The organism is Halovenus salina (assembly GCF_026410925.1).
In the GTDB taxonomy this organism is placed as follows: domain Archaea; phylum Halobacteriota; class Halobacteria; order Halobacteriales; family Haloarculaceae; genus Halovenus; species Halovenus salina.
Map to the genome: position 1 here is coordinate 37,391 of NZ_CP112974.1, position 21,057 is coordinate 58,447.

General features: G+C 55.4%; 17 protein-coding genes and 1 pseudogene. 6 read left to right on the top strand and 12 right to left on the bottom strand.

Annotated elements, in window-relative coordinates; all coding sequences use genetic code 11:
- Nucleotides 1–66: 66 nt before the first annotated feature.
- From OSC37_RS17975 to OSC37_RS17985, 3 genes are all read left to right on the top strand, one after another.
- Complete coding sequence (locus tag OSC37_RS17975) at nt 67–660, top strand: hypothetical protein (protein WP_267164402.1); 594 nt, start codon at nt 67–69, stop codon at nt 658–660.
- Nucleotides 661–1,084: 424 nt separating this feature from the next.
- Nucleotides 1,085–3,196 (top strand): PD-(D/E)XK nuclease family protein, encoded by a 2,112-nt coding sequence (locus OSC37_RS17980; RefSeq protein ID WP_465261280.1) that lies wholly within the window; start codon nt 1,085–1,087, stop codon nt 3,194–3,196.
- A complete protein-coding gene (locus OSC37_RS17985) occupies nt 3,193–6,666 on the top strand; it encodes a UvrD-helicase domain-containing protein (protein WP_267164404.1) in 3,474 nt (1,157 codons plus the stop codon). Before OSC37_RS17980 ends, OSC37_RS17985 begins: the two co-directional genes overlap by 4 nt.
- 5 nt (nt 6,667–6,671) lie before the next feature.
- Here OSC37_RS17985 and OSC37_RS17990 read toward each other — a convergent pair whose 3' ends face one another.
- The 9 genes from OSC37_RS17990 to OSC37_RS18030 form a co-directional block, all read right to left on the bottom strand.
- Nucleotides 6,672–7,526: a hypothetical protein gene (locus tag OSC37_RS17990; RefSeq protein WP_267164405.1), complete on the bottom strand. Its 855-nt coding sequence runs from the start codon at nt 7,524–7,526 to the stop codon at nt 6,672–6,674.
- A gap of 56 nt (nt 7,527–7,582) precedes the next feature.
- The gene (locus OSC37_RS17995) at nt 7,583–8,317 is read right to left on the bottom strand and encodes a helix-hairpin-helix domain-containing protein (protein WP_267164406.1); all 735 of its coding nucleotides are present in this window, start codon (nt 8,315–8,317) and stop codon (nt 7,583–7,585) included.
- 26 nt (nt 8,318–8,343) lie between these two features.
- Complete coding sequence (locus OSC37_RS18000) at nt 8,344–10,119, bottom strand: SWIM zinc finger family protein (protein ID WP_267164407.1); 1,776 nt, start codon at nt 10,117–10,119, stop codon at nt 8,344–8,346.
- A gap of 56 nt (nt 10,120–10,175) precedes the next feature.
- Complete coding sequence (locus OSC37_RS18005; protein WP_267164408.1) at nt 10,176–11,150, bottom strand: SprT-like domain-containing protein; 975 nt, start codon at nt 11,148–11,150, stop codon at nt 10,176–10,178.
- A 116-nt stretch (nt 11,151–11,266) separates the two neighbouring features.
- Nucleotides 11,267–12,109, bottom strand: a complete 843-nt coding sequence (locus OSC37_RS18010; RefSeq protein WP_267164409.1) for a DUF8137 family protein — start codon at nt 12,107–12,109, stop codon at nt 11,267–11,269.
- Between the two features lie 14 nt (nt 12,110–12,123).
- Nucleotides 12,124–12,675 carry an IS1096 element passenger TnpR family protein gene (locus OSC37_RS18015; RefSeq protein WP_267164410.1) on the bottom strand — a complete coding sequence of 184 codons (552 nt, stop codon included), beginning with the start codon at nt 12,673–12,675 and terminating at the stop codon, nt 12,124–12,126.
- 785 nt (nt 12,676–13,460) lie between these two features.
- Entirely contained in the window at nt 13,461–13,820 is a 360-nt protein-coding gene (locus OSC37_RS18020) for a type II toxin-antitoxin system PemK/MazF family toxin (protein WP_438267612.1), read from the bottom strand.
- Nucleotides 13,817–14,053, bottom strand: a complete 237-nt coding sequence (locus tag OSC37_RS18025; RefSeq protein WP_267164425.1) for a hypothetical protein — start codon at nt 14,051–14,053, stop codon at nt 13,817–13,819. Before OSC37_RS18025 ends, OSC37_RS18020 begins: the two co-directional genes overlap by 4 nt.
- 457 nt (nt 14,054–14,510) lie before the next feature.
- Nucleotides 14,511–14,855, bottom strand: coding sequence for a helix-turn-helix domain-containing protein (locus OSC37_RS18030; RefSeq protein WP_267164412.1), 345 nt, complete (start codon nt 14,853–14,855; stop codon nt 14,511–14,513).
- 217 nt (nt 14,856–15,072) lie between these two features.
- Here OSC37_RS18030 and OSC37_RS18035 point away from each other — a divergent pair, with 217 nt between their 5' ends.
- The gene (locus OSC37_RS18035; protein ID WP_267164413.1) at nt 15,073–15,585 is read left to right on the top strand and encodes a DUF7437 domain-containing protein; all 513 of its coding nucleotides are present in this window, start codon (nt 15,073–15,075) and stop codon (nt 15,583–15,585) included.
- An 8-nt stretch (nt 15,586–15,593) separates the two neighbouring features.
- On the opposite strand, the gene OSC37_RS18040 is transcribed toward OSC37_RS18035, so the two are convergent.
- A complete protein-coding gene (locus OSC37_RS18040; protein ID WP_267164414.1) occupies nt 15,594–16,586 on the bottom strand; it encodes a transposase in 993 nt (330 codons plus the stop codon).
- Between the two features lie 187 nt (nt 16,587–16,773).
- Between OSC37_RS18040 and OSC37_RS18045 the strand changes: the two genes are divergently transcribed.
- Both OSC37_RS18045 and OSC37_RS18050 read left to right on the top strand, forming a co-directional pair.
- The gene (locus OSC37_RS18045) at nt 16,774–17,865 is read left to right on the top strand and encodes a tyrosine-type recombinase/integrase (protein ID WP_267164415.1); all 1,092 of its coding nucleotides are present in this window, start codon (nt 16,774–16,776) and stop codon (nt 17,863–17,865) included.
- Nucleotides 17,866–18,448: 583 nt separating this feature from the next.
- Nucleotides 18,449–18,898 (top strand): TRAM domain-containing protein, encoded by a 450-nt coding sequence (locus OSC37_RS18050; RefSeq protein WP_267164416.1) that lies wholly within the window; start codon nt 18,449–18,451, stop codon nt 18,896–18,898.
- A 229-nt stretch (nt 18,899–19,127) separates the two neighbouring features.
- On the opposite strand, the pseudogene OSC37_RS18055 reads toward OSC37_RS18050, so the two are convergent.
- Nucleotides 19,128–19,292: pseudogene (locus tag OSC37_RS18055) on the bottom strand (IS4 family transposase); the annotation flags it as partial.
- Nucleotides 19,293–19,644: 352 nt separating this feature from the next.
- Nucleotides 19,645–19,794 carry a hypothetical protein gene (locus OSC37_RS18060; RefSeq protein WP_267164417.1) on the bottom strand — a complete coding sequence of 50 codons (150 nt, stop codon included), beginning with the start codon at nt 19,792–19,794 and terminating at the stop codon, nt 19,645–19,647.
- Nucleotides 19,795–21,057 lie beyond the last annotated feature (1,263 nt).

Here is a 21,057-nt window from a genome sequence, read left to right on the forward strand (position 1 = left end):
CCGCTTTCACGTGATGGCCTACATCTTTTTACACCAGAGCGGTGAACAGCAGGCTGGTGAACACTGATGCAGCGATATTCAATCTCGTTCGACGATGAGCTGGCAGGGTGGGTGGAGTCTCGGGCGGCGGAGCGTGGTGTCTCCAAGGCGAAGGTGATTCGGGATGCGGTTGCGACTGCCCGAGAGAGCGACACCGATCTGGTGCAGACTGGTGATGTACTCCGTCGATTAGAGGATCTCGAACAGCGCGTTGATGCGCTCGAACAGACCCGGGAGGAAGCGGTTGGCGACGAGCTCGCGGAAACATTCGCTGACCACCGTGATCTTGATGTCTCGATAGAAGACGAGACGCCCAACACCGAACCCGATGAATTTCTTGCCGAGATCAAAGCATATCTTGCCGATCAGCGACCACGGACTGAGACCGGGCAGACGGCGATGCTGACGGCGTTCGAGCGATTGCGGGGGGTAAAGAGGGCACAGACGGCTGACCTGCGTGAGTACGTGTATGAGCGCCACAGCGAGGAGTATACCGACGCGAACTCGGTGTGGCAGTCGGTCCAGCGAGATTTCGACGATGTTCCGGGCGTTGAGAAGGCTGGTCACGGTGAGTGGGTATACGCTGGCGACGAGACCGCTCGTGAGGAACTGAATTCGTAGCGTGCTTCGACAGTGCGTCAGCGACCAACCTCTGTTTCATCAACCCCATTTCGAGTATTGACCGATCTGCTGTCTGTCGATTCTTCAGCGGAAATGGTGGGGTATCTGAGAAAGCGAGATGGACTGATCTGACAGCGTGTCATAGAATCAGTCTCACCCGGTCAGTCGAGCTGTGGACTGACCGCTGAGAGAAAACACCCCATAAAAAGGATGTTCGAATTGGTATGTACAGACAGAAATCAGCCACTGGGCGATTCAATCTGACCGATCACGTTGTTCGTGAAGTGCCGACGATACAACGCTTCCCACGACCGATTTACCGGCAATTCTGGTTGTCAATACAATTACCCTCGTCTGTTTACTTTCACCACGCGGCTGCTCTTTATTTTCATTCCTTCTGTACTGAATATCATCCTCAGATTGTATGAGTCGCCAGCACCCTCCAAATCTCTCTATCCAGCCCGAACAAGTCCATATCTGTCAAGAAGATAAATTAGTCAAGCGTGCCCGTCGAGCCCGTCAACCCACAGATATTGTGATCGCCCCTGAACAGTTCCATCAGCGCAACCTCAAACGAGCCATTGCCAGCACAAACAAGCCGCGCAGTTCGCTTGCTTTGCTTACTCCAGTGACTGTTGCAACCGAGATTGTCACTGCGGAGCATACATATCCGACAGTCCTTGATCGAATGGACCGCCTCCGCTTGATTGAGGAGGCACTTGAGTCACAGCCCGCGGCAATTTCCCGTCTAACGCGAGTCTTTGGTTCGTCGATTGTTGACCAAGCGACGGAAATCGAAGCCGCTCGTGAAGAGCTCTCGGTACTGACGGGATACCAACCGTCGCGCCTCTCAGCACTTGAAACCGTCTGTAACGAAATCTCGACGGTCGCTTCGCAGGATGCACTGGATCTCCTTGTTGGAGTCCGTGATCTCCAAAAGCGGTTTCAGGAGCGACTCGAGGGATATGTCTCTGCTGAGTCAGTTGTGAGACACAGTTGCGAACTGCTTGTTGAGTCCGACGGCGATGCGTGGCCCGACATGTACGCTGACATCGAGCGTGTCAACGTTGTCGGAATCAGTACGTTAGGCACGCCCTTGCTCGAATTTCTGCGCGCACTTGAGCGAACGACCTCGGTCACGGTCCACCTGTATCTCCGCGCCCAGACCGGCCCCCGAATCGCAGACCGACTCCCTGCTCGGCTCCAAGACTCGCCAACGCATCACAATGTCAAGACTCCCTCGGGGGCCCCACCACAACTTGCGAAATGGCTAACTACGCCAGCAACAGAGATTGTCGCGGAGACACGACAGCACGAAGCCCGGGTCGCGGTTGCACTCTGTGAGTCACTCCTCAGAGAAAGGGCCACCGTGAGTGAGATTGCTATTGTCGCTCGGGATATCGATCAGTACGAACAGCCACTGACACGCGCGGCAAGTTCCTACGGGCGGCATCTCTCAGTCTGGACGCAACTGGAACTAACCCGAACACTGCCGTACAGACTGCTGACAGCAACCTGTTCGGTACTGGCTGCTGAGGCGACCGGTCAGGTCGATACCGAAACACTGTTTCGCCCACTCACCTGCTATTGGCTAGATCCAGAAGCTGAAGATGGACACGGTAATCCGCCGTCACTGTTGACGCCAGCGGAACTCAGTGATCTTCGACGCACACTCGGTGCCAATTATTCTGGCTCTCTGCAAGCGTGGCGTGATCACCTTGACGCCACACCATCGGTTGCACCCAGTGTCCGGCGCCGTCTACAGCGTTATCTCGAGTGGTGTCACCACCATTCGAGTTCTCCACAACCGGACGATATCCTCTCTGTTCTCGGCCCTGTTATCGATAGGTTTGAACAGGTTGTCTTGCCTGGTATCGAGCGACGAGATACTGCCGCGTACACGGAAACCTCACGTGCTGGGCGGGCCGTACAGCGTATTGCTGGCGATGACGATGGTGAACACCTGCTTCGAGAGGCCCGAGAAAAGTTCAGCAGGTGGCGTGACCGCCATCAGATCGAGGCCTCGTGGGCCACAGTCCAAGAGGTGATCGAAACCATCGCAACAGCACGCCCGGGCCGGCGGGAACACGATAATGCGGAACGAATCGATGTTCTCGACGCGACTGACACATGGCTGCGGTCGTATCCATTTGTTATTGCTATGGGCTTCGTCGACGGCTGCTGGCCTCAACAACCCCACGGGATGTTTCCGCTTGAACTGCGAACTGCAGTCGTCCGCGGTGACTCACCTCAGGCTCGCCGTCTCGGTATCCGAGGCGCATGGACCGAACAACGAGACTATGATCACGCTGCTGATGCAATCCGTACGGCGACAACGCATTTGATTGCAACTCGGTTTACCGAGGATATCGAGGGTGTGCGTTATCAGCGGTCGCCGCTGCTCGATGAGATTCCGACGACAGAAATCAGTGACCAGGCATATCATCACCTCATAGGGCCAGATGCAGTTCTGCCGGGTCACATCCGCGAGTCACTGGCTGGAAGGACCCCTCCAGAGGGGAGTGATCGACGATGAGTGACACCGTGCCTCCACTTGAGGGAACGCAGGCGAGGATCCGCGAGGAGTATTTTGAACACGATTCCGGACTGTTTGTCTTGGATTGTAAGCCTGGCTTCGGCAAGTCCACGACGCTAAATGAGATTGCCGCTGAAACACTCGTTCGAGCCGATGCAGCGGGAGAACAGTGTCCCGAACAACAGCTCTGTGTCGTTTCCTTTTCCCGTGAAGACGCAGCCAGCATCGAGCCAGGAATCAAAGACGCACTCGATGCGTTCGCGGCGGATACTACGGGAACGTATCCTGTCGACATATCTGTACAGACGGCTCGGCGACTCAAGCGACGGCTCCAGTTGACAGACCAAATCGGAACGATTGATAGCGTACTACGGAGTATCTTCGAAGATATCGCAGCAGAACTGGGCTTCGATGGGATGCCGAGTGTCGGGAACACATCACAGCTATCACTCCTTCGTCAACAGTGTATGGCATCAATCCGTACAGACGAATCCTACGCGCGGCAGTGTCAGCGTCTTGATGCTGCATATCCGCCTGAGGACGATGCAGACGGTGATCGTCTCCATGGACTGCTCGAGAACGCTCGCGCCAAGAAACGTGATCGACGACTTTCGACTGCCGAATTCGAGAGTCGCCTCCGAGCAACTATCGATGATGTCTATCCCAATGGGCCACCACAGACCCGTGCAGACCTGCTTGCCGATATTAGTGCATTCTACAGCGACGCTGTCGCCGCAGAGTTTGAGCAGACACTCCCAGCCGACCAGACGACGACGAGCGAGGCCGTCCTGAACGATCAGGATTGCTATCAGGAATGGCACAGTTGTGTCGATGATTTCTGTACTCTCTTGGATGCGTACGAACGAGCGTACGACGACGCCTGTCGCAAGCAGGGCGTGGTCTCGCATGCAGACATTGCCTACTGGATCGCCGAGTACTTCGACCGAACCCTAACTGACGTAACAGGTGCAAGCCAGCAGACAGCAGAGGCATACCGAGACAGAGTACAACGTCGATACGCGACCAAGTTCCAGTCGCTGATTATTGACGAAGCACAGGATATTTCCATTGCACAACACGACGCTCTCGCCCCATTCGTAAGCGAGCAGACCCGGGTTCTGATGGCTGGTGATGTCGACCAATGTATCTACGTCTGGCGGAATGCACGGCCAGAGCAATTCGGCACTGCTTTCGACGGTGGTGAGTACTTCGGGACGAACTGGTCAGTCCATCACTCCTATTCGGGATCTCAGACGTATCGGATGCGTCCAGACATCGCTACGGCAGTCGACACGATATTTGGAGACGTATTTACCGATCTGAGCCGTGGTGGGGGTGAAACCGTCACAGCAACCACAGAATACACGCCGTTGAATGCGAGACGATCTGCTTCAGCAGATCCGGCCGTACACGTTGCGGCATATTCACGGCCGGCCGACCCGCCAGGGACACCGGACTGGTTTGAAGCTGAGCAGACGCCGCTGGCGAATTACCTTGCTGGCGGAATTGCAGACGGCACGCTCGATGTCAACACGGATGGCGATGACACGATAACGGTGCTGTTCTCACGCCGATTGAATATGGATGCGTTAGAAGCACAGTTGAGCAGTCGAGGATTATCCGTCGTCAACGCAAGCGCCCATCTGTTCGAGAATCCACTCGTCACACTCATCTGTCGGGTCGTCTGGTGGCTTGTCGATCCATATGACCCTGAACGGACCCGTGAGTTCATCCACTCAGAGTGCCTTCCCCTCTCTGCAGAAAGTACCGCTCTATTCAAAGATGTCGAGTATCGGATTGATGAGATCAGCGAACGCATTGAATCCGAAGGCCGAACAGCAACTGAAGATGGATTCATAGCTGGGCTGGAAACACTTGCTCACCGCCGCGGACGGCAGACGGCTGATCCAGCCGAGGTATTTGTCGAAAAAATAATCGAAACCTTGTGCCTGCGTGCGGATCCACTCGATCAGAATAATGCACCAGACCAGCGACTGGCAGCCTGCGATGCACTGCTGTCGTTGATTGCCGACTGGGAAAGTGACGACAGATATACTGTCGAGGAACTGGCCAAGATTCTGGAAGGCTACGTCCAGAACCCCACGGATGGGATTGTACTCCCAGTGTCGAACCCCGAACAGTACGATGTCATATTTCGAACGATCCACAATATGAAGGGTGACGAAGACGATGTCGTCTGTGTCGCAGATCTGAGCGGTTCGATAACTTATTATGGACCCCAAAATGAGACGTTCCTCGCCTTTGGGGAGACGTTGGCGCTTGCACCGCCGGAAACAGTCTCGCGGACAGACCTCACACCAAGCGATCAGGGGCCGACACAGCAGAACTACGGCTCGCTTCGATGGGCGAGTGATGTCTGGATAGATGGGCAAATTGCCGGCGCACCATCCCTTAGTGACGTAAGTCAGCGATACTGTGCAGAGCAGTGGCGGCTACTGTACGTGGCACTTTCACGGGCGCGCGATCATCTTGTCATCTCCCTGCCTTCACAATGCTACCATACGGACCCGAACGACGCATGGAGTGCAACAATCGCTGATGCACTCTCAACTGATCAAAGCCCGTCAAGAGGCCAGTACGAGATACCGGCCCTGTACACAAAACACCAAGACACACTCACTGTCGGCATTAACGACGTGACATTTCCAAAGGAGACGACAGACCAGACGAATCAGCCGACACCACGCTCCGCTCAACCACCAGCCGACAACAAAGCCGGATGGACAAGTCGGTACATTAACGGGACATCACTGTACCAACTGACCTCCAACACAGACAAGTCGACACTGCCCCATATCATGGGGCGGCGGCCAGAAATCAACACTGTTGGGAGTACTGCAACCGAAATGGACCTCCCTAGCGGGATCAAGCCAGAACAGCTGGGAATTGTCACGCACCGAGTTTTAACAACTGCTGTCTCACGAGATGTCTCAACAACAGCACTCGAATCGTTCACCCAGCCGCTGCCAGCAATCCTCAGAGAGGGTATCGCAGAGCTGCAGACTCACATCCCACCAGAGGTTCACGAGTCGATCCAGGTGTACCTCCGTGAGGAAATTTGTCCCCAGTTTGTCCAGAGCGACGCTTGGCAGCAGATTCAGCAAGCAACGACCTGCTACGTTGAAGAACCACTTGATGCAGTGCTGGACATTGAGGGGATAGCGATCGAGACCCAAAATCGAGCCGATATCATCTCCGTTCTCCCTTGGAGAGAATGGGCCATTCACGAACTCAAACTGGCCCATAGCCCCATAGACTCACAGACGAAAAAACAGCATCAACTGCAGACTGCGTTCTATGCTTGGGTACTAGAACAGCAACTGCCTGCAGACTGTTCTGTGACTGCACAGCTGACGTATTTAGGTAACTCAGTGGAGTCAGCTAGGGTCTCTCCGCCTGTTGTCCCAATTCCGGAGTGGGTCACGCGATTAGTCGAAGTGTCGCCGTGATCAAATTACTGCCAATTTTCTGGATCAGCAGCGATTGCTGCAAGATCGTCTGCAAATCTTCTCGCATCTTCAGGAAAGAGTGTCGTCATCCGGACGTGTGTGCGACGGGGACTGATATCAGTCATGACCGACGACTTATGATCCGGATCGGCCTCAGCCTTTGTTTTTTGTTCGGCTTGTAGTGACTCAATCTCCTCGATTGCAGCCGGTCTGAACCGATGTCCGGTCCCAGCAATATCACAGACAACATCGGCGTATTTCCCTTTGATTTTCACTTCTATGTAGGGTCGCTGCTCGTCGGTAGCACGCTGGTGAGCTTTCTCGATAGATTCAGATGCCGACTGCTCGTCTTGGGGACACTCGACATCGCCCGTATCGGTGGTATATCGAATAGGATCAACCTCATCGGTTGGTGTTTCCAGCCGCCGATCCGTCTCTGGTGGATTCTCGACATCGGGTCTGGACCTATTGTACTTCCAAGCACAGGTCGGGCAAACAGTTGCATCTAACTTATCATTGTACTGAGTCGCGCTATTGGATTTCCCACACCACGAACAGTCGCCGTCACAGTCGACAGTTGTCCACGAGACGTTGCGATACGGAACCAGTCCTTTCAGATCGGCAATAATATTGTATCGCCTATATTGGAGATCATCGATCGTGTCCTTACAGTGACGGCACCACTTGGTATCCGGGCCACCATGATCCGCCGGTACGCCGAGGGTACCCCACTCTGGATCGGTCAACGCTGGCTCATCAAACTCCATGACCTCTACAAAGTCGGTGGATTCGGCGTGATGACAGGCGTGTTTACCCAGCAGGTGCCACCGGTCAGTAGGTGTTAGCCCCATCTCAGCCATCTGTCTATGTGATCACGGGAGACTCAACCCTATCAATCAACCGCCTCAGCATCCCGTCATCGATCCGTACCAAGCCACTCGAATCCATCTGTCCTGTACTTTGGTTCGGAAGCGCCACTCGGGACCAACTTCCCAGCGACGGGACCCTCCTGCAAATCGAGAATTAGTGGACTATCGACACTTTGCAACTCACGTTCACGTGCTGTCAGATTGCCTCCATCACTGGCCTCTACATCGGCCAGAGCTGTCTGTACTGCTGTGGCATTCTCCTCGCTAACGTACGGGACATCTGCGAGCGTCTCAACATCAGCGTCCCGAATCGCAGCGATCGTCTCGAAGGTATTGACAAGGCCACGTAATCCAGTACGCCCAAGACCGTGAATATCAGCGCCAATTTCACTCACGACCAGATACGTATCCACCACAGTTTCGACTGTGTGGAACTGATCGTTGATCCAGTCAGTCGCTGCATCCACTGTCCGGACAGTCGTCTTGGCTTTCATTGACGAGAGTTCGTACTGCTCCGTTTCGGAATCGTATCTCACCGAGATTTGGTTGTCGGGCGTTGATGTTTCTTGATCGGAAGAGAGGCCGCCGTAGTACACGAATCCTAGTCGTGTCGCAATGGGCTGCTCGCTGCCCAAGAGCAACTGGCCGAGCAGGCGCTCCTCTTGCCGATCAGCGTCGGTTAGTCGTTGGCCAGGCTCGGGCACGACACCAACAAGCCAGTCTTCGGGCACCGATATCTCCAGTAGCGGATCGAGTGCTGGTGCGTATTCAATCGTGGTCATACTGGACATAACCGGTACTACACACTTTAGAACTCTTCAAGCAGATCCTCTAACATCGGACGCAGTTTGTACTTCTGATAGTGGTCGTCTCGAATAGTTTCAACGTATTCGCGCCACTCACTGAGTTCATCGGCAGCCTGTGCTGCCTCACCGGCGCGTCTGAGCCAGCGGACGGCAGTTCGGTAGTTGTCGTGCTTTCCCTGTTCGATGATTGGATCGGCCTGGGATTTGCACGTGCTGATCACCCACTGGGGGCGTTCTGCCGTGACAGCTGTGACGACGGTTTCGATCACGCTGGATCGACCAGATCGGTCGGCAACATCGATAGCATCATCGTAGAGGCCTTCCTGGAGAAACACTTCCGCAGCGTGGCCGGATGACGGGTTCTGCCTTCGGAGGGAGGCAAGCAAATTGGCTCGGACGCCCTCCCAGTCTTCGGCGAGTTCCTCGACAGCCTGGTACGTGTTCACTGATGGACTCTCCTCAAAGGCAGTAATCGCTGCCCGAAGAGCGAGGTCATCCTTATTCATGCTGACTGCCCGGTCACGAAGCCACTCTGCCAGCGTATCCCGATGGTACCCCTCGACTGTCAGCCCGTGTTCGGCAACCTGTACTGCAGCTCCCGGGTGGCCGTTTTCCCGAAGTGTTCGTGCCACCTCCAGTAGGGGTTGCGGTCTGGATAACGTCTCAATGGCAGTGTCGACAGTTTGGTCAATCTCGCCTTCTTGTGCGAGCATTTTAACGTAGGATTGCGACTTCCCAGCTGCTTTCGCAAGGTTGAGATATTCGTCGGTACGCTCCTGCCGTTCGAGGACAGAGAGACGGGATGTGGTGAGGCCATCGATATACATCGGTTCGTCTACATCCAACTCGCCGTCACCGAGATTTCCCGCAAGTGCCTGCTGGAGGGGCTCGTCGTCCCACCCCTGTCGTGCTGCATCGGCGGCCACAGCCAGTGTCGGCCTCCCAGTGAATCGCCTGATATTGTCGTCCCACTCACCAAGTCGGTTTGCCCACTCCTCACAGTCGCTCTCGTCCAGATCAGCCATCAGAATCGCCTCTGTGAAGGTTTCTCCTAGCGTTCCGACCGTTTCGTAGAGTTGGCTGACATCGTGTGGAAGCAAGTCCGCCCAGCGATTGGTTGCGAGTACCTCGGTAATCGCTTCGAGGATATCTAGTGCGATGTCGCTGTCGCCAGCGTCCAGTGCCTGTTGTGCTTGCTCGATCAATCCGTCAAGTTCCGACGCCATGCGCTCGGCTTCAGCGTAAGCGTCGTCGTGTCCTTGTTTTCCTGGCTTTGGGAGCGCGTGATTCGCCTGTTTGCGGATCGATTCGGTGTTCACTGAGATTTCTGTGTCGGTGGCTGTCTCCTCTGTCGTCGAGAGGCGCGCTTCGATCCAGTCTGCCATTTCTGGCCGCTGGTCAGCGAGTTCACTGACCAGTTCTTGGAGCGTATCTCGATTTGCCTCATCAACGAGTTCCGAGATCGTCGGTTTATCGCGCACGCTCTTGGGATCACGGAGACACGTTAGCAAGACAGCAACTCGGTGTTTACAGATGCCACCGTGATCGTAGGGACACGAACAGTCCGTCTGTGCGACACCAGCGTCGTCGAATTCAAGCGTCACCGTGTAGGGCTGGTACTGGCTCCCTTCGACTTCGGCTCGAACTGTCTCACCACGCCGAACGACATCACTGACCGCGCCGCGCTCGTAATAGGACTGCCCGCGGTCGTACGACTTGGATCTGGCACGTTCTCTAATGGTTGCTTCAGTCAAGGTCGGCCACTGCTCGTTACTCATTGTTCTTGTCGCGTGCTACGGCAGGCTCTGTGTTATCTTCTGCTCTGACAGCCGCATCAGTCAGTGTAGTTGGTGCCAGGCGTGAGATCGTCTGGTCGCTGATCAGCAGGATACGAGACGGTTTGTGTACCGCACTCTCCGCAGGTGTACCGGCCTGGGTGCCGAGTTTCGTCACAGTGCTGAGCGTAGCCGACGCTGAAACAGCCGTTTGGACAGGCATAGACGACCTGTGGGTTGGTCCAAGAGATACTCTCGACATTACAGGTGCCGGGATCGAATGCTGTTGGTGTGTCTTGTCCATCACAGCTGACCAGCTTCGTGTCACACTCAGGGCACGAGTACCGCCAGGGATTCTTAATTCGTTTTGATCGCTGCTGGTAGCCCCACTCGGTACACCCGTTCGGACAGGCCAGCAGGTAGGGTGCTGACTGTGGCGTGTTCGTGTCGTTCCGATCGCCTTCTTGCTCCCACGGAATACTCGCCACGTCGCAAGTCCCAGGTTCAACTGCCGATGGATTTTCACCGGCGTCGTAGCTCACAAGCCGGGATTCACACTCCCCACAGGCGTACTTCCAGGGAAACTTGATCCGTTTGGATCGCTTGAGATACCCGCGCTCAAAACAGCCCGCTGGACACGCGAGCACGTAATCTGCATCGACCAGATCCTCACCTTCGTAGCGGGCGGTCGGGTCTGCTCCCGCTCGGCGGGCCGCGTCCTTCCACTCCGGGCCATGGGGCTGGACATCTCGTCCATATTGTGAGATCACATATGCGTGAGCTACTTCGTGCCGAACTGTGTCCTGCCAGTCAGCACTGAAATCGTCCTTGAACAGTCGGCGAGCGATGCGAATCCGATACTGGTCATCAGTACCCTCGCCGTCAGGCCCCTGATAAACTTGACACGCACCAAGTTTCCGCTGGAAGGAGTCAGTCACGTCAATACGAAATGCGTCGCTAGGAAGCGTCTGGAAGTCCGCTCTGTCGAGCGTAGCTCTAATCTCCTCGGCCACGCGCGTCCGGTGATCGCCCATCTACCATACTCTCGACTGGTAGCAATGATCAGTCTCACGGTCTACTACACTCTTGACCTCCTCCACCCCCTGAAGGACGTGGAATCCGGCCATCGGATTTCCGCCGAGTGTGGCGATCAACTATCGCTAGACCCGTATCCGTCGGCAGCTCGCTGGAGATCGAATGCGAACTGGTCGTCAAACTTCTCAAGTCGCTTGGGATGGACAGCGTCACCGAGTACTTCCAGCAGTCGATTCATCTGTTCGTTTGTGAACGAGACTTCGTATTTCAATTCCGTCTGTGGCTCCCAGTACTGTGGAAAATTCGGCAGATCTTGTTTGAGCGGGCGTTCGAGTGAGCGTAGAAACGTCAGATCTTCTCTGGTATCCGGCGAGTCGAGTAGTCGTTCGAGCAGTGTGATGCCAGCCTCCGGGTCAGCAAACGTAACGTGTTTCAGAATGCCCATCGCCCAGGGTTCACTCTCTGTGTCAGTCTGGTCAACGACCCGATCCAGAACCGCCCTGTCAGAGTGCCCAACTGCCCAGCCAACTGCTGCTGCTGATTCCCACCCCCATTCGGTGTCTGCGTCGATAGTAATCTCCATGAGATAGTCGACGACCCACTCGGGGATGGCGTCGGGTCCCTGATTGATTCGGGTACGAATTACATATCGGGCGACGACATTGGCGAGTATCTGTGAGCAGTGGTGGTCATCGACTCCTGGTGGATACGCATCGGTACACTCCCGAAGAAATGTCCAATCAGTCTCTCCACTCTCGTCTGTTGTGGCAGTATCCACTAGGTCGATTACTCTCGGACGGCGTTCTTTCGTCACCTCACGATACCGGCTGCCACCCCCGCGTTCGAGTGCCGTTGCGACCGATTTGTCCCACGCAGCTAGCAGCGTGTATACGTCGGTCTGATTACCAGATGTCGTCTCTTCCAGCGCGTTGGTCAAGGGAGCAATATCGCGTGGCATTGTCAATTACTCATTCATTTTTCGGGATACTGCGGTGGTGCATCGCCTTGTTTGTCGACAATAACCGGCTCGCCATCCAGTGACCCCTCTCGGATTTCCTCTACTTCAATGTGATGTTCCCAGCCGTCACCGAAATCGAACTCGTAGAACAGGGACTGAGATTCGATAAGATCGAGTTCGTCGATAGTGGTTTCAGCGGCATTCCGCTCTTCAGGTGGGTTCTTCCGAAGATCTCGAAACGTGTCTCTGGTTTCCTCGGAGACATCGTCGGGGATCGCGTGTTCGAGAAAGCGGTCGATCTGCTCGTCATCCATGGGAGGCCAACTCTGCTCACCGCTATACATCTCTGGATGGGCGTAGCTTCGAATCGAGATTCCGTGTTCGTCGCGGAGAAGAAACTCGTAGGCGTGGGTATCCCGTCGCTCAAACGCATCGAAGATTGCTTCGTGAACGTCGGTCAGCGTGTGCGATCCATCGACTTCGATGTCGCGCCAGACTTCGGTTTCAGGTTCGAATTCCAGCGGCGGGTTCGGATGTAGCCACACCCGGAAGCGGTAGCTGGTCATACTTCTTCTTTCGCGTCCAATCTTGTAGGTATTCCCCATGCGGGATGGATAGTTGACCGAACTCCTGGTTCTGTGGTGTCGCCTTCTGCCACGATATGTTCGTGGAGATCAAGGATGAGTTCGAGAGGGGTATGCGAGATTGTCACCTCTCTGGCTTTCTCACGCCCCCCGTTAACCGTTTCGCGGCCTAGGCCTCCTTATTACCCATTCACAGTTCCACCGTCGTTCTGAGATTTTCTGTTGTTTCTATAAGGTCAGAATTTGCGGCAAGAAGATATATCGTCATGTGGTGTATGAAAACCAAGTTCTACTGCAGTCCTGCGATTTTCTCGGGAAATACGGTGTGTGTAGCCACTCGTGCTTAACGTAGTAAGACTAAGTGGTTATGAGTACAAGCCCGCCCTCCGGTCAGCACGAATGGTCCATCTCGCTCAGCTCGACGCTCCTCCCCGGAAAGACGGTCTCGAAGCAGCCATTCAGGATCGAATGGCCGATCTTGACTCCCGAAAGTACCGGAGGAACAACGCCTACGTCCTCCGGCTGTTCGCCAAATGGTTGCAACGAGAGCGTGGCGTTGAGACAGTCGAGGCAATCGACAGTCAGGACCTTCGCCAGTTTGCCCCCGCATTGCGAGAGTCCTTGATGACGAAGAATCGGACATCAACGCCGGCAGTACCATCACGTAGTATTACGACTACGTCGCTGCCTGGGTTTGATGCAGCGTGTCATAGAATCAGTCTCACCCGGTCAGTTGAGCGGGGGTTGACCGGTGATAGCAGTCGGGTTCAGGGAGTAAGTCCTAGTGAGACACGAATGGCATCCTCAACGTCGTCCATCTGTGACTGTGAGAGTTGCCCGTACTTTTGCGTGATTCGTGCGCTGATGTCAACAGTACGGATCTGGTCAAGCTGGACATGTGAATCCATCTGTAATTCGGGCATCGAGCCGGGGAGATTCACGTGAAACGGATATCCGGTGTGTCCTTTCGATATCGGCGCAATAATTGTTGTCGGTGAATGCTGATTACCCATATCGTTTTGAATCACCACCGCGCGACGGGATTTGTATATTTCACTCCCGCGTGTATCCTCATCGTGTTTGCCGCCGAGATCAACTCTCACGACATCACCTCGCTGGATATTCATTCGTTGCTGGGCGGATCACCGAGATGGTCGTTTGCCTCCCTGCTGACCGCAGACCACGTCTCATTCACGTCAGCAGCGTGGGACGCGTTCTCCTGATACGCCGCCGCTAGTTCCTCCTCCGTCGGGTCCATCTCTTCATCGATTGTCTCCTGGACGAGTTGTGAAAGATTAATACCCTGGTTTTCAATCCACTCGGATTGGTCCTCGCGGATGGTGATGTTTTTCCGCTCCATAATAGTGTGTATTGAATGTGTATAGATAAGTCTTCTGTCGATCACCATGAGAATATATTGATGGTCTGGCTGACTGGTAGTCGATGTACACCCTGTATTGACCGCTGAGAAGGTGTGAGATTTATTCTCTGACAGGATCTTTGATGAGCTGTCTGCGATCAGTATCTCAACCGCAACCCAGCCAGGACAGAGACAGCCACCGAACCACTTCCCAAAGTCTCGACAGACCCAGACCGACAGTTCTGGAGTGACCGAGAACGCGACGCAATCTGTGCAACGACAGACCGTCTTGTTGGCGCCGCGCTCAAAAATTCAGTCAATCGAGTTGCTCATCAAGCCTTTCGCTTTCTGGTGTGCTTGTTGCTTCTGACCCGTCGTCAGTCATGTGCCCGTGTATTCACGCATCGAGCGTATCGAACAGTTCGCGGTCGCTGTCGTCGTCGGTCGGACTCATAGATTACACCTGCCCATCGTTCTCGAGTAATTTCCGGAGCGTAACGCCCTCGAGCTTGTAACACAACTCGGCGATGTCGCTCTCCTCGTTAAGCTCATACATCGTACTGTGGCCGTCGTTTGTTGCACGACTCTCTTCGATTACGCCGAGTTCAAGCAGGTCGTCAAGGTGATCGTAGACGGTCGTCCGGCTGACATTGGCCTGCCGACTTACATCACTCACACTGAGATCGCGTCCGCGTTCGGCGACAAAGACGCTCACAAGTTTCGTTCTCGCCGGCGGGCCAAACAGCGCCATTAGTGGTGCGTCGTCAGGATAACTGGTCGAATCTTCGGCGGTGGTTGACATATCAATAAGTATTCGCGGGAGAGTCTTAATTGTTGTATAGATTCGACGCCCTTGTTCACCCAATTGGACAGGTGTGAATATTCAGAATGCGTAGAATTCTCATACAGAGGAGCAGGAGATCAAAAGTGGGTTTCGCCTTGATACTACTGGAAGAGCCTTTAATTTCCGCGCCAACGCCAGAAGTCATATCATGAATTATCTATAATTCATAAATAGGATGGCGCACTCACCCTCACGGTCGGGTCAACCACCGATTCAGCAACTCCAGACGGTGGCCGACCTCCTCGAAACCCCGACACTCGCTCGTCTGTACGCCCACCTCTTACAACACGGCCCCGTCACAGTGTCCGAGATTATCGACGATCTCGAAATCCCACAGGGGACTGCCTACGACTACGTGCAGAACCTCGAAACAGTTGGTCTAGTCCAAAAAACCACTGAGCAGCGTCCCTACGAGTACGATGCTGAGTCACTTGCACTCACCCTCTCTACCGATGGCGAAACCCAGACGATCACACCAGCACTCATTGCAGCCGTTGCCCGACGGGATGAAGACGATGATATCGACGTCTACATCGATCGACATGGTCTTGACGGGCTCGCTGTCGCCCTCGAGTACGCCTACGAGTACGTTGATGGGACGGTCAACCATCGGATTGCAGCCCGGGAACTCGACCTCTCGCCGCTTGAAGCCGAGATCATCCTCCAGGCTCTAGAGAGGGTGTCATAGAACTCTTCTCACACCGTGATGATCGTACTTCCCGGATTGTCTCCGCGTTCGTAGTTGGTGATTGCGACGACGAGACGAAGGCACAGAGCAAGAAACACTTGCGCTCGTGCGTGGACGCGGCCTCGGGCGTGCGTTCGCCCGAGGCCGCAGTCCTTCACTGATTCGTTGGTTCGTTCGACTCCAGTACGGCGGTTGTATGTCTCATCCAACGTGGACTGCTTCAGCTGAACGTCCTCGCTGTGTTCCTCGATGCGGTCTTCGATCCTGTACTCGATGTCTTTCGGATCGTCGGTGTTTCGCGCGTTGTACGGGGCGACTGGCACGACCCCTGCGGCCAGCAGGTGGTCGTGCCAGTCCAGCGTGTCGTAGGCGCTATCACCAATCATCCACCTCGGCTTGGTGACGGCGAGCGCGTCACGCGTGACGCGCATCGCCGTCTCCTCTGGCGCTTGTTTGCTCTCGGTGAACTCGGCTGCGATCGGGATCTTTTGCCCGGTCGAGACGATCGTACAGCCGTAGCCGTAGTAGTACTCGTCGTCGGTTGGATCGTAGCACTTCGACGCGTCTTGATCGGCAGGCATCGCCCTCACGTCCGTTGAATCAATGCAGTAGGTCAAGTCGAGCAGGCCGCGGACGGCGGCCTGCTCGACGAAGTGATCGAACACCTCGTCAACGACGTGTTCGAGGTCAGTGAGGAAGCGATCGACCGCGTCTCGTGACGGCGGTCGATCGAAGCCACAACTGAGCCAGACAACTGTGTTGGTCAGTTCTCGCGCAACCGGACGAATCCCGTAGATGTCTTTGTAATAGCAGTGCAGAAAGCCACGCATCAGTTCGGATGGTTCATGGTCTCGTGTTCGCCCCGTCTGCGCCGGGGCGAACACGTCAAACTCCTTGAGAAACTCGAAGGAGAGATGTTCAAACAGCGCGAGCGTCTCTGTTTCCACGACATTGAAGAACGACTCTACCGTAGAATTCTCTTGCAGGGTCGCTGGGCTCATACCACCTCAGCGTTCACCCTGCTTTCTGGTATGTAAACTGTTCTATGACACCCTCTCTAGAACCAATCGCTAGTGAGTACGCTGACACGGCTGCATAATAGTCTCGACGACGCTCTACGATCTTCGACCACTCGTACTTTGAGAAGCGAGTGGTTATTAGTACGATACAGCCTTCAGAGAAACACGAATGGTCCATCTCGCTCAGATCGACGCTCCTCCCCGGGATGACGGTCTCGAAAAGGCGATCCAGGACCGACTCGCCGATCTCGATTCGGGCAAGTACAAGCGCAACAACGCACACGTGCTACGACTCTGTGCTGAGTGGCTGCGACGAGAACGTGGTGTGAACAGAGTCGAAGAGATCACCAGTCAGGACCTTCGCCAGTTTGCCCGTGCACTGCGAGAGTGTATGGACGACGAAAAGTCGAATATCAACGCTGGCAGTACCGTCACCCAGTACTACGACTACGTCGCTGCCTGGCTGGGATGGGCTGTACGTGACCAGTACCTCGACCGCAACCCTGCCAGAACAGAGACAGCCACCGAACCACTTCCCGAAGTCTCGACCGACCCAGACCGACAGTTCTGGAGTGACCGAGAACGTGAGGCTATCTGTGCAACCACAGACCAGCTCGTCGACGTTGCACTCGACAATCCCGATGAACAGGCCCGTCGGCAAGCCTACCGTGACCGCGCGCTCGTCTATCTGCTGGCCTACAGTGGGTGTCGCGGTGCAGAGATTGCTGCCGTCAACGACGATGAGAAACGCAATGGCCTCCGCTGGTCAGACCTGAATCTCGACGACGGCATCATATCCGTGTACGGGAAAAGCCGCGAGTGGGAGGAAGCACCCCTGTTCGAGCCAGCGATTGAACCACTCCGGCGCTGGAAGCAACTGCTCAATCCCGTGGGCGATGACTGGCCCGTGCTGCCGACAATGCACCTCCCCACACTCTATGGAGAACTACCGACCGATGTCAAGACATCACCAGACACCGTCTGGGATGATCTTCGAGATCACGAGTTGTGTCCTCCGTCGTTGGGTACCGACGGCGTCCGCCGAATTGTGAAACGTCTTTGCGCAGACTCTCAGTACGAGTTTGCCACGCCACTCAAACCCCACGGCGCACGTCGTGGGCTTGGCGACACGCTCTACCGAGAACAGGCTGAGCTCGCACAAGATGCGCTCCGACACAAAAGCATCGAGACGACCCACGAATCCTACAGCGAAGAACGAACTCGGCGGGTGAAAGAACGCGGTGACGAACTCTTCGAGTAGTTAGTACTACTTCTCTTAGGTGAGCGATTGTTGGTAGAGAGTAGGTGGGCGATTTCGCGGTGACGTGCGCTCAACTGCGCGACTTAGAAGCCGGGTACATTCGTCTTTAGCTACGCTGGACAAGCCGTGTGAAGGCTGCTCTGGCAGAGTACTGAATCGGTGTAACAGCTGTTCATATCAGACGGCAAGATGGGTTTCGCCCGTCCGGAATCTGAATCTGGATCTATTACGCCGCTGTCTTCCGATTGGAGCGTTAGCTAAAGACGATTACCTAGTATTAAATTATAAATAATATGCGAATGAATGTCTAGGCGTCCTCGCTTGCCACCATGAGGACACCCCCCTACCCCGTCGTTGATTGCCCACTTTCGGGGCAATTTTTGAAAACTGCTCATGAGTAGAGAGTTGTTGGTGACATCATAGCGCAGTTTTGAGGATGATCTGGAGTGCTTCATTACTCATAAAGACTAGCAGGGAGTGGTGTGCGACCCGTTCTATGACAGCCCCTGCTCAGTAGATGAGGGACAGACGCTGATCAGAGCGGAACATCTATTCATCAGCCATCGCAACGCTGGAATCAGTCATGCATATCTCCAACGACTTGCTGTGTTTGTATTCGGCCACTATAACTGAGGAGGACGACACATATACGATTGAAGTGCCGAAGCGCGAGGTCGAACGCGGGAACATCCAGCGTGGAGAAATATACCGGGTGGCGCTTTTGTCTTCCATAGCCGATGCTCCCCCAGCAACCGGTGAACCGTCACCGGGCGAGTCAGCTGAACCCACGTCTGCTCGCCAGCACGGTGAACGAACACACGACCTACCTGTGTCGGAGGGGGAGACACGTGAGGTTGAGATTGAAGGCCTCGGTGACCAAGGCGATGGGATTGCGAAAGTCGAACGCGGCTATGTCCTGATCGTCCCAGAGACAGACATCGGTGACCGAGTGACCGTCCGTCTTCAACAAGTGCAAGAGAATGTCGGATTTGCTGAGGTCATCGAACGTCATCACGACGTCTCTACCCAGTGAATCGCCTCGAAGTCAAGTGGTTCGAGAGACTCCGTCTCTCGTCATCACGGAAGACTCGTCTTCCATACGACCCCGTGGCATTCGCTTTGACCGCCTGTAAATAGGGACACTCGCCGGTGGAGGTTCGCTCTCGTTGAAAACTCACATCGTCAGTCTGTCTCGGCGTTCACGCGGAGGTGGGATGCGAAGCTGGGGGATGGCGTAATCGTACGTCTGCATCGGTCTTGAGCTAAGCCTCACCTCTCGGTTGTGTGGCGGTAGCCAGTCTCTCCTGTAAGATTGGTCGTTGCTGCTGAATCTTCTGTGCCTCTTCGATCAGTCGCTCTAACAGCAGTGGCGGAGAGTATCCGAGAAACCCACCCAATTTGTAAACCAGAAGCGGGGCGTGCGACCGGTTGCGGACGCCGACGACACGGAACGTCTTCGTACTCTATCATCGCGTGCGCCCGCGTGTATCCTCCGTTGAAACTCTGCTTCGATCTCTACAGCAATATGCTTCAGTAGAGATCGTCCACGACATCCTGAATCTTCTTCGCCGATAAGCGTCTAGGTGGGTATCCGCTCGCACTCACAGAGAAGCCGTTTTTCCAAGGCCCCACCCATTGTGAAAGAGCTATTCGCTGAGTGATTTCTTCACATCAGTCGATGTCTCAGAAATACCGATTTGAGCTACCCATGAGTAACGTGAATAGCATGACTCACGTGACAACCGTGACAGACTCAACAATAGGGGGGCGGGGGCAATCCTATTTGCGGTTAGCAACAAGCATCCGAGTGTCGTAGGAAAGGCGACAGACGGGTGAAAGCCCGGCACGCGGGAGGGCCGTCGCAACGTCCTCAACGTGTTCCGTAGCGAGTTCGTGAATGCTCTCTGTGAGGTTCCGTAATCTACCCATATCGCCAGAAGGCGTCCAAATCCCCTGAAATCAGCGATCAAATTCGCAGAGGGAACCGGGGTTCAACAGAGCAAGGAATGTCGTGGTAACCCCGGAGCGAGGACAGCACCGCAGCGAGGAGTGCAGGAGCGACCGAATGGAAGGAGGTCCGTGTCATCGGGTGGACCGCTACAGAAAATGAGCGCTCGGCGAGCGCAATGTGGAAACCGACCGGGCTTGGAGCGCCAGAGCCCCGAGCGCCGTCGAGGACACGCCCGCAGGCAAGCGAGCACCAGGGCAACGAGCACAGCACCGCAGGCCGCCCGCATAAGCATCCGTCGAGGACAGCACCACAGACGGTTCACCCCACAGAGGCTCGGAGGACAGCACCGGAGAGCCTCGATTGATAAGCGCGGTCGGAACCGGTGGCTCTCGTGCAGTGCTCGGGGTGGACCGCCCGGAGGCGACCCCGGCGCAGCTTGCTGCTCCTCATGTGTGGGTGCAGTTGGGTATGTGATGATGAAGTTGCGCCGAAGGCGGACCAGCGCCAGTTCATCTGGCGCGCACAGCGCGCGAGGGATGCGCGGATCGTGTTCGTTTGCGAAAGCTCGCCAACGGCGAGTGGTAGGATGCGATCTGGAAATCGGAGAAATGCGGCGTGATTCTGATGCTGAGCGGTGAGAGGCCAACGACCGCGTGGAGGAGGCCGACCAGCGGTGTTGTGCAGTAGCGAGTCGAACGACCGCGAGGAGAGAGACGATCAGCGGTGCTGTGCGATATCGAGGCCGACGACCCCGAGGAGGAGGACGACAAGCGGTTCTGTGAGGAAGAGTGACGGACGACCGACCTCGAGGGAGGACGCCGACGACGAGTCACGGGGATGCGAGCTGAAAATCGTAAGGACGTGGCGTGATGCTGTGCGTCAAGAGAGGCGGACGACCGACCCAGAGGGAGGACGCCGATGGAGATAACGACGACGATGACGATGCTGTGATGGAGAGACCGACACGACGGAGGTCGACTGTTGTAGTAGTCGAGAGTGATAATAGAAAAGCGTGTGCGTGACAGTTGGAGTACGGCAGTAACAGCGAAGCTGGGCAATGAACACCTGGTGGACTGAAAGGGCGAGACGTGTTCGCGCCGTCGGAGAGTCGTCTGAGTGGCCACTATCTCCGAGTGTTGGCGGTTGACCGAGCAGATATGCCACTCAGCGACCGCGAACCCGTTGAGGGCTTTCAAGGCCGTCACTGCAACGCAACAAGAGGCTCTCCGCGTGTGATGAAA

Bases quoted from the DNA above. Each gene is read 5' to 3' on its own strand.
- OSC37_RS17975 (WP_267164402.1), top strand. From the start codon at position 67: ATGCAGCGATATTCAATCTCGTTCGACGATGAGCTGGCAGGGTGGGTG.
- OSC37_RS17980 (WP_465261280.1), top strand. From the start codon at position 1,085: ATGAGTCGCCAGCACCCTCCAAATCTCTCTATCCAGCCCGAACAAGTC.
- OSC37_RS17985 (WP_267164404.1), top strand. From the start codon at position 3,193: ATGAGTGACACCGTGCCTCCACTTGAGGGAACGCAGGCGAGGATCCGC.
- OSC37_RS17990 (WP_267164405.1), bottom strand. From the start codon at position 7,526: ATGGCTGAGATGGGGCTAACACCTACTGACCGGTGGCACCTGCTGGGT.
- OSC37_RS17995 (WP_267164406.1), bottom strand. From the start codon at position 8,317: ATGACCACGATTGAATACGCACCAGCACTCGATCCGCTACTGGAGATA.
- OSC37_RS18000 (WP_267164407.1), bottom strand. From the start codon at position 10,119: ATGAGTAACGAGCAGTGGCCGACCTTGACTGAAGCAACCATTAGAGAA.
- OSC37_RS18005 (WP_267164408.1), bottom strand. From the start codon at position 11,150: ATGGGCGATCACCGGACGCGCGTGGCCGAGGAGATTAGAGCTACGCTC.
- OSC37_RS18010 (WP_267164409.1), bottom strand. From the start codon at position 12,109: ATGCCACGCGATATTGCTCCCTTGACCAACGCGCTGGAAGAGACGACA.
- OSC37_RS18015 (WP_267164410.1), bottom strand. From the start codon at position 12,675: ATGACCAGCTACCGCTTCCGGGTGTGGCTACATCCGAACCCGCCGCTG.
- OSC37_RS18020 (WP_438267612.1), bottom strand. From the start codon at position 13,820: ATGAATATCCAGCGAGGTGATGTCGTGAGAGTTGATCTCGGCGGCAAA.
- OSC37_RS18025 (WP_267164425.1), bottom strand. From the start codon at position 14,053: ATGGAGCGGAAAAACATCACCATCCGCGAGGACCAATCCGAGTGGATT.
- OSC37_RS18030 (WP_267164412.1), bottom strand. From the start codon at position 14,855: ATGTCAACCACCGCCGAAGATTCGACCAGTTATCCTGACGACGCACCA.
- OSC37_RS18035 (WP_267164413.1), top strand. From the start codon at position 15,073: ATGGCGCACTCACCCTCACGGTCGGGTCAACCACCGATTCAGCAACTC.
- OSC37_RS18040 (WP_267164414.1), bottom strand. From the start codon at position 16,586: ATGAGCCCAGCGACCCTGCAAGAGAATTCTACGGTAGAGTCGTTCTTC.
- OSC37_RS18045 (WP_267164415.1), top strand. From the start codon at position 16,774: ATGGTCCATCTCGCTCAGATCGACGCTCCTCCCCGGGATGACGGTCTC.
- OSC37_RS18050 (WP_267164416.1), top strand. From the start codon at position 18,449: ATGCATATCTCCAACGACTTGCTGTGTTTGTATTCGGCCACTATAACT.
- OSC37_RS18060 (WP_267164417.1), bottom strand. From the start codon at position 19,794: ATGGGTAGATTACGGAACCTCACAGAGAGCATTCACGAACTCGCTACG.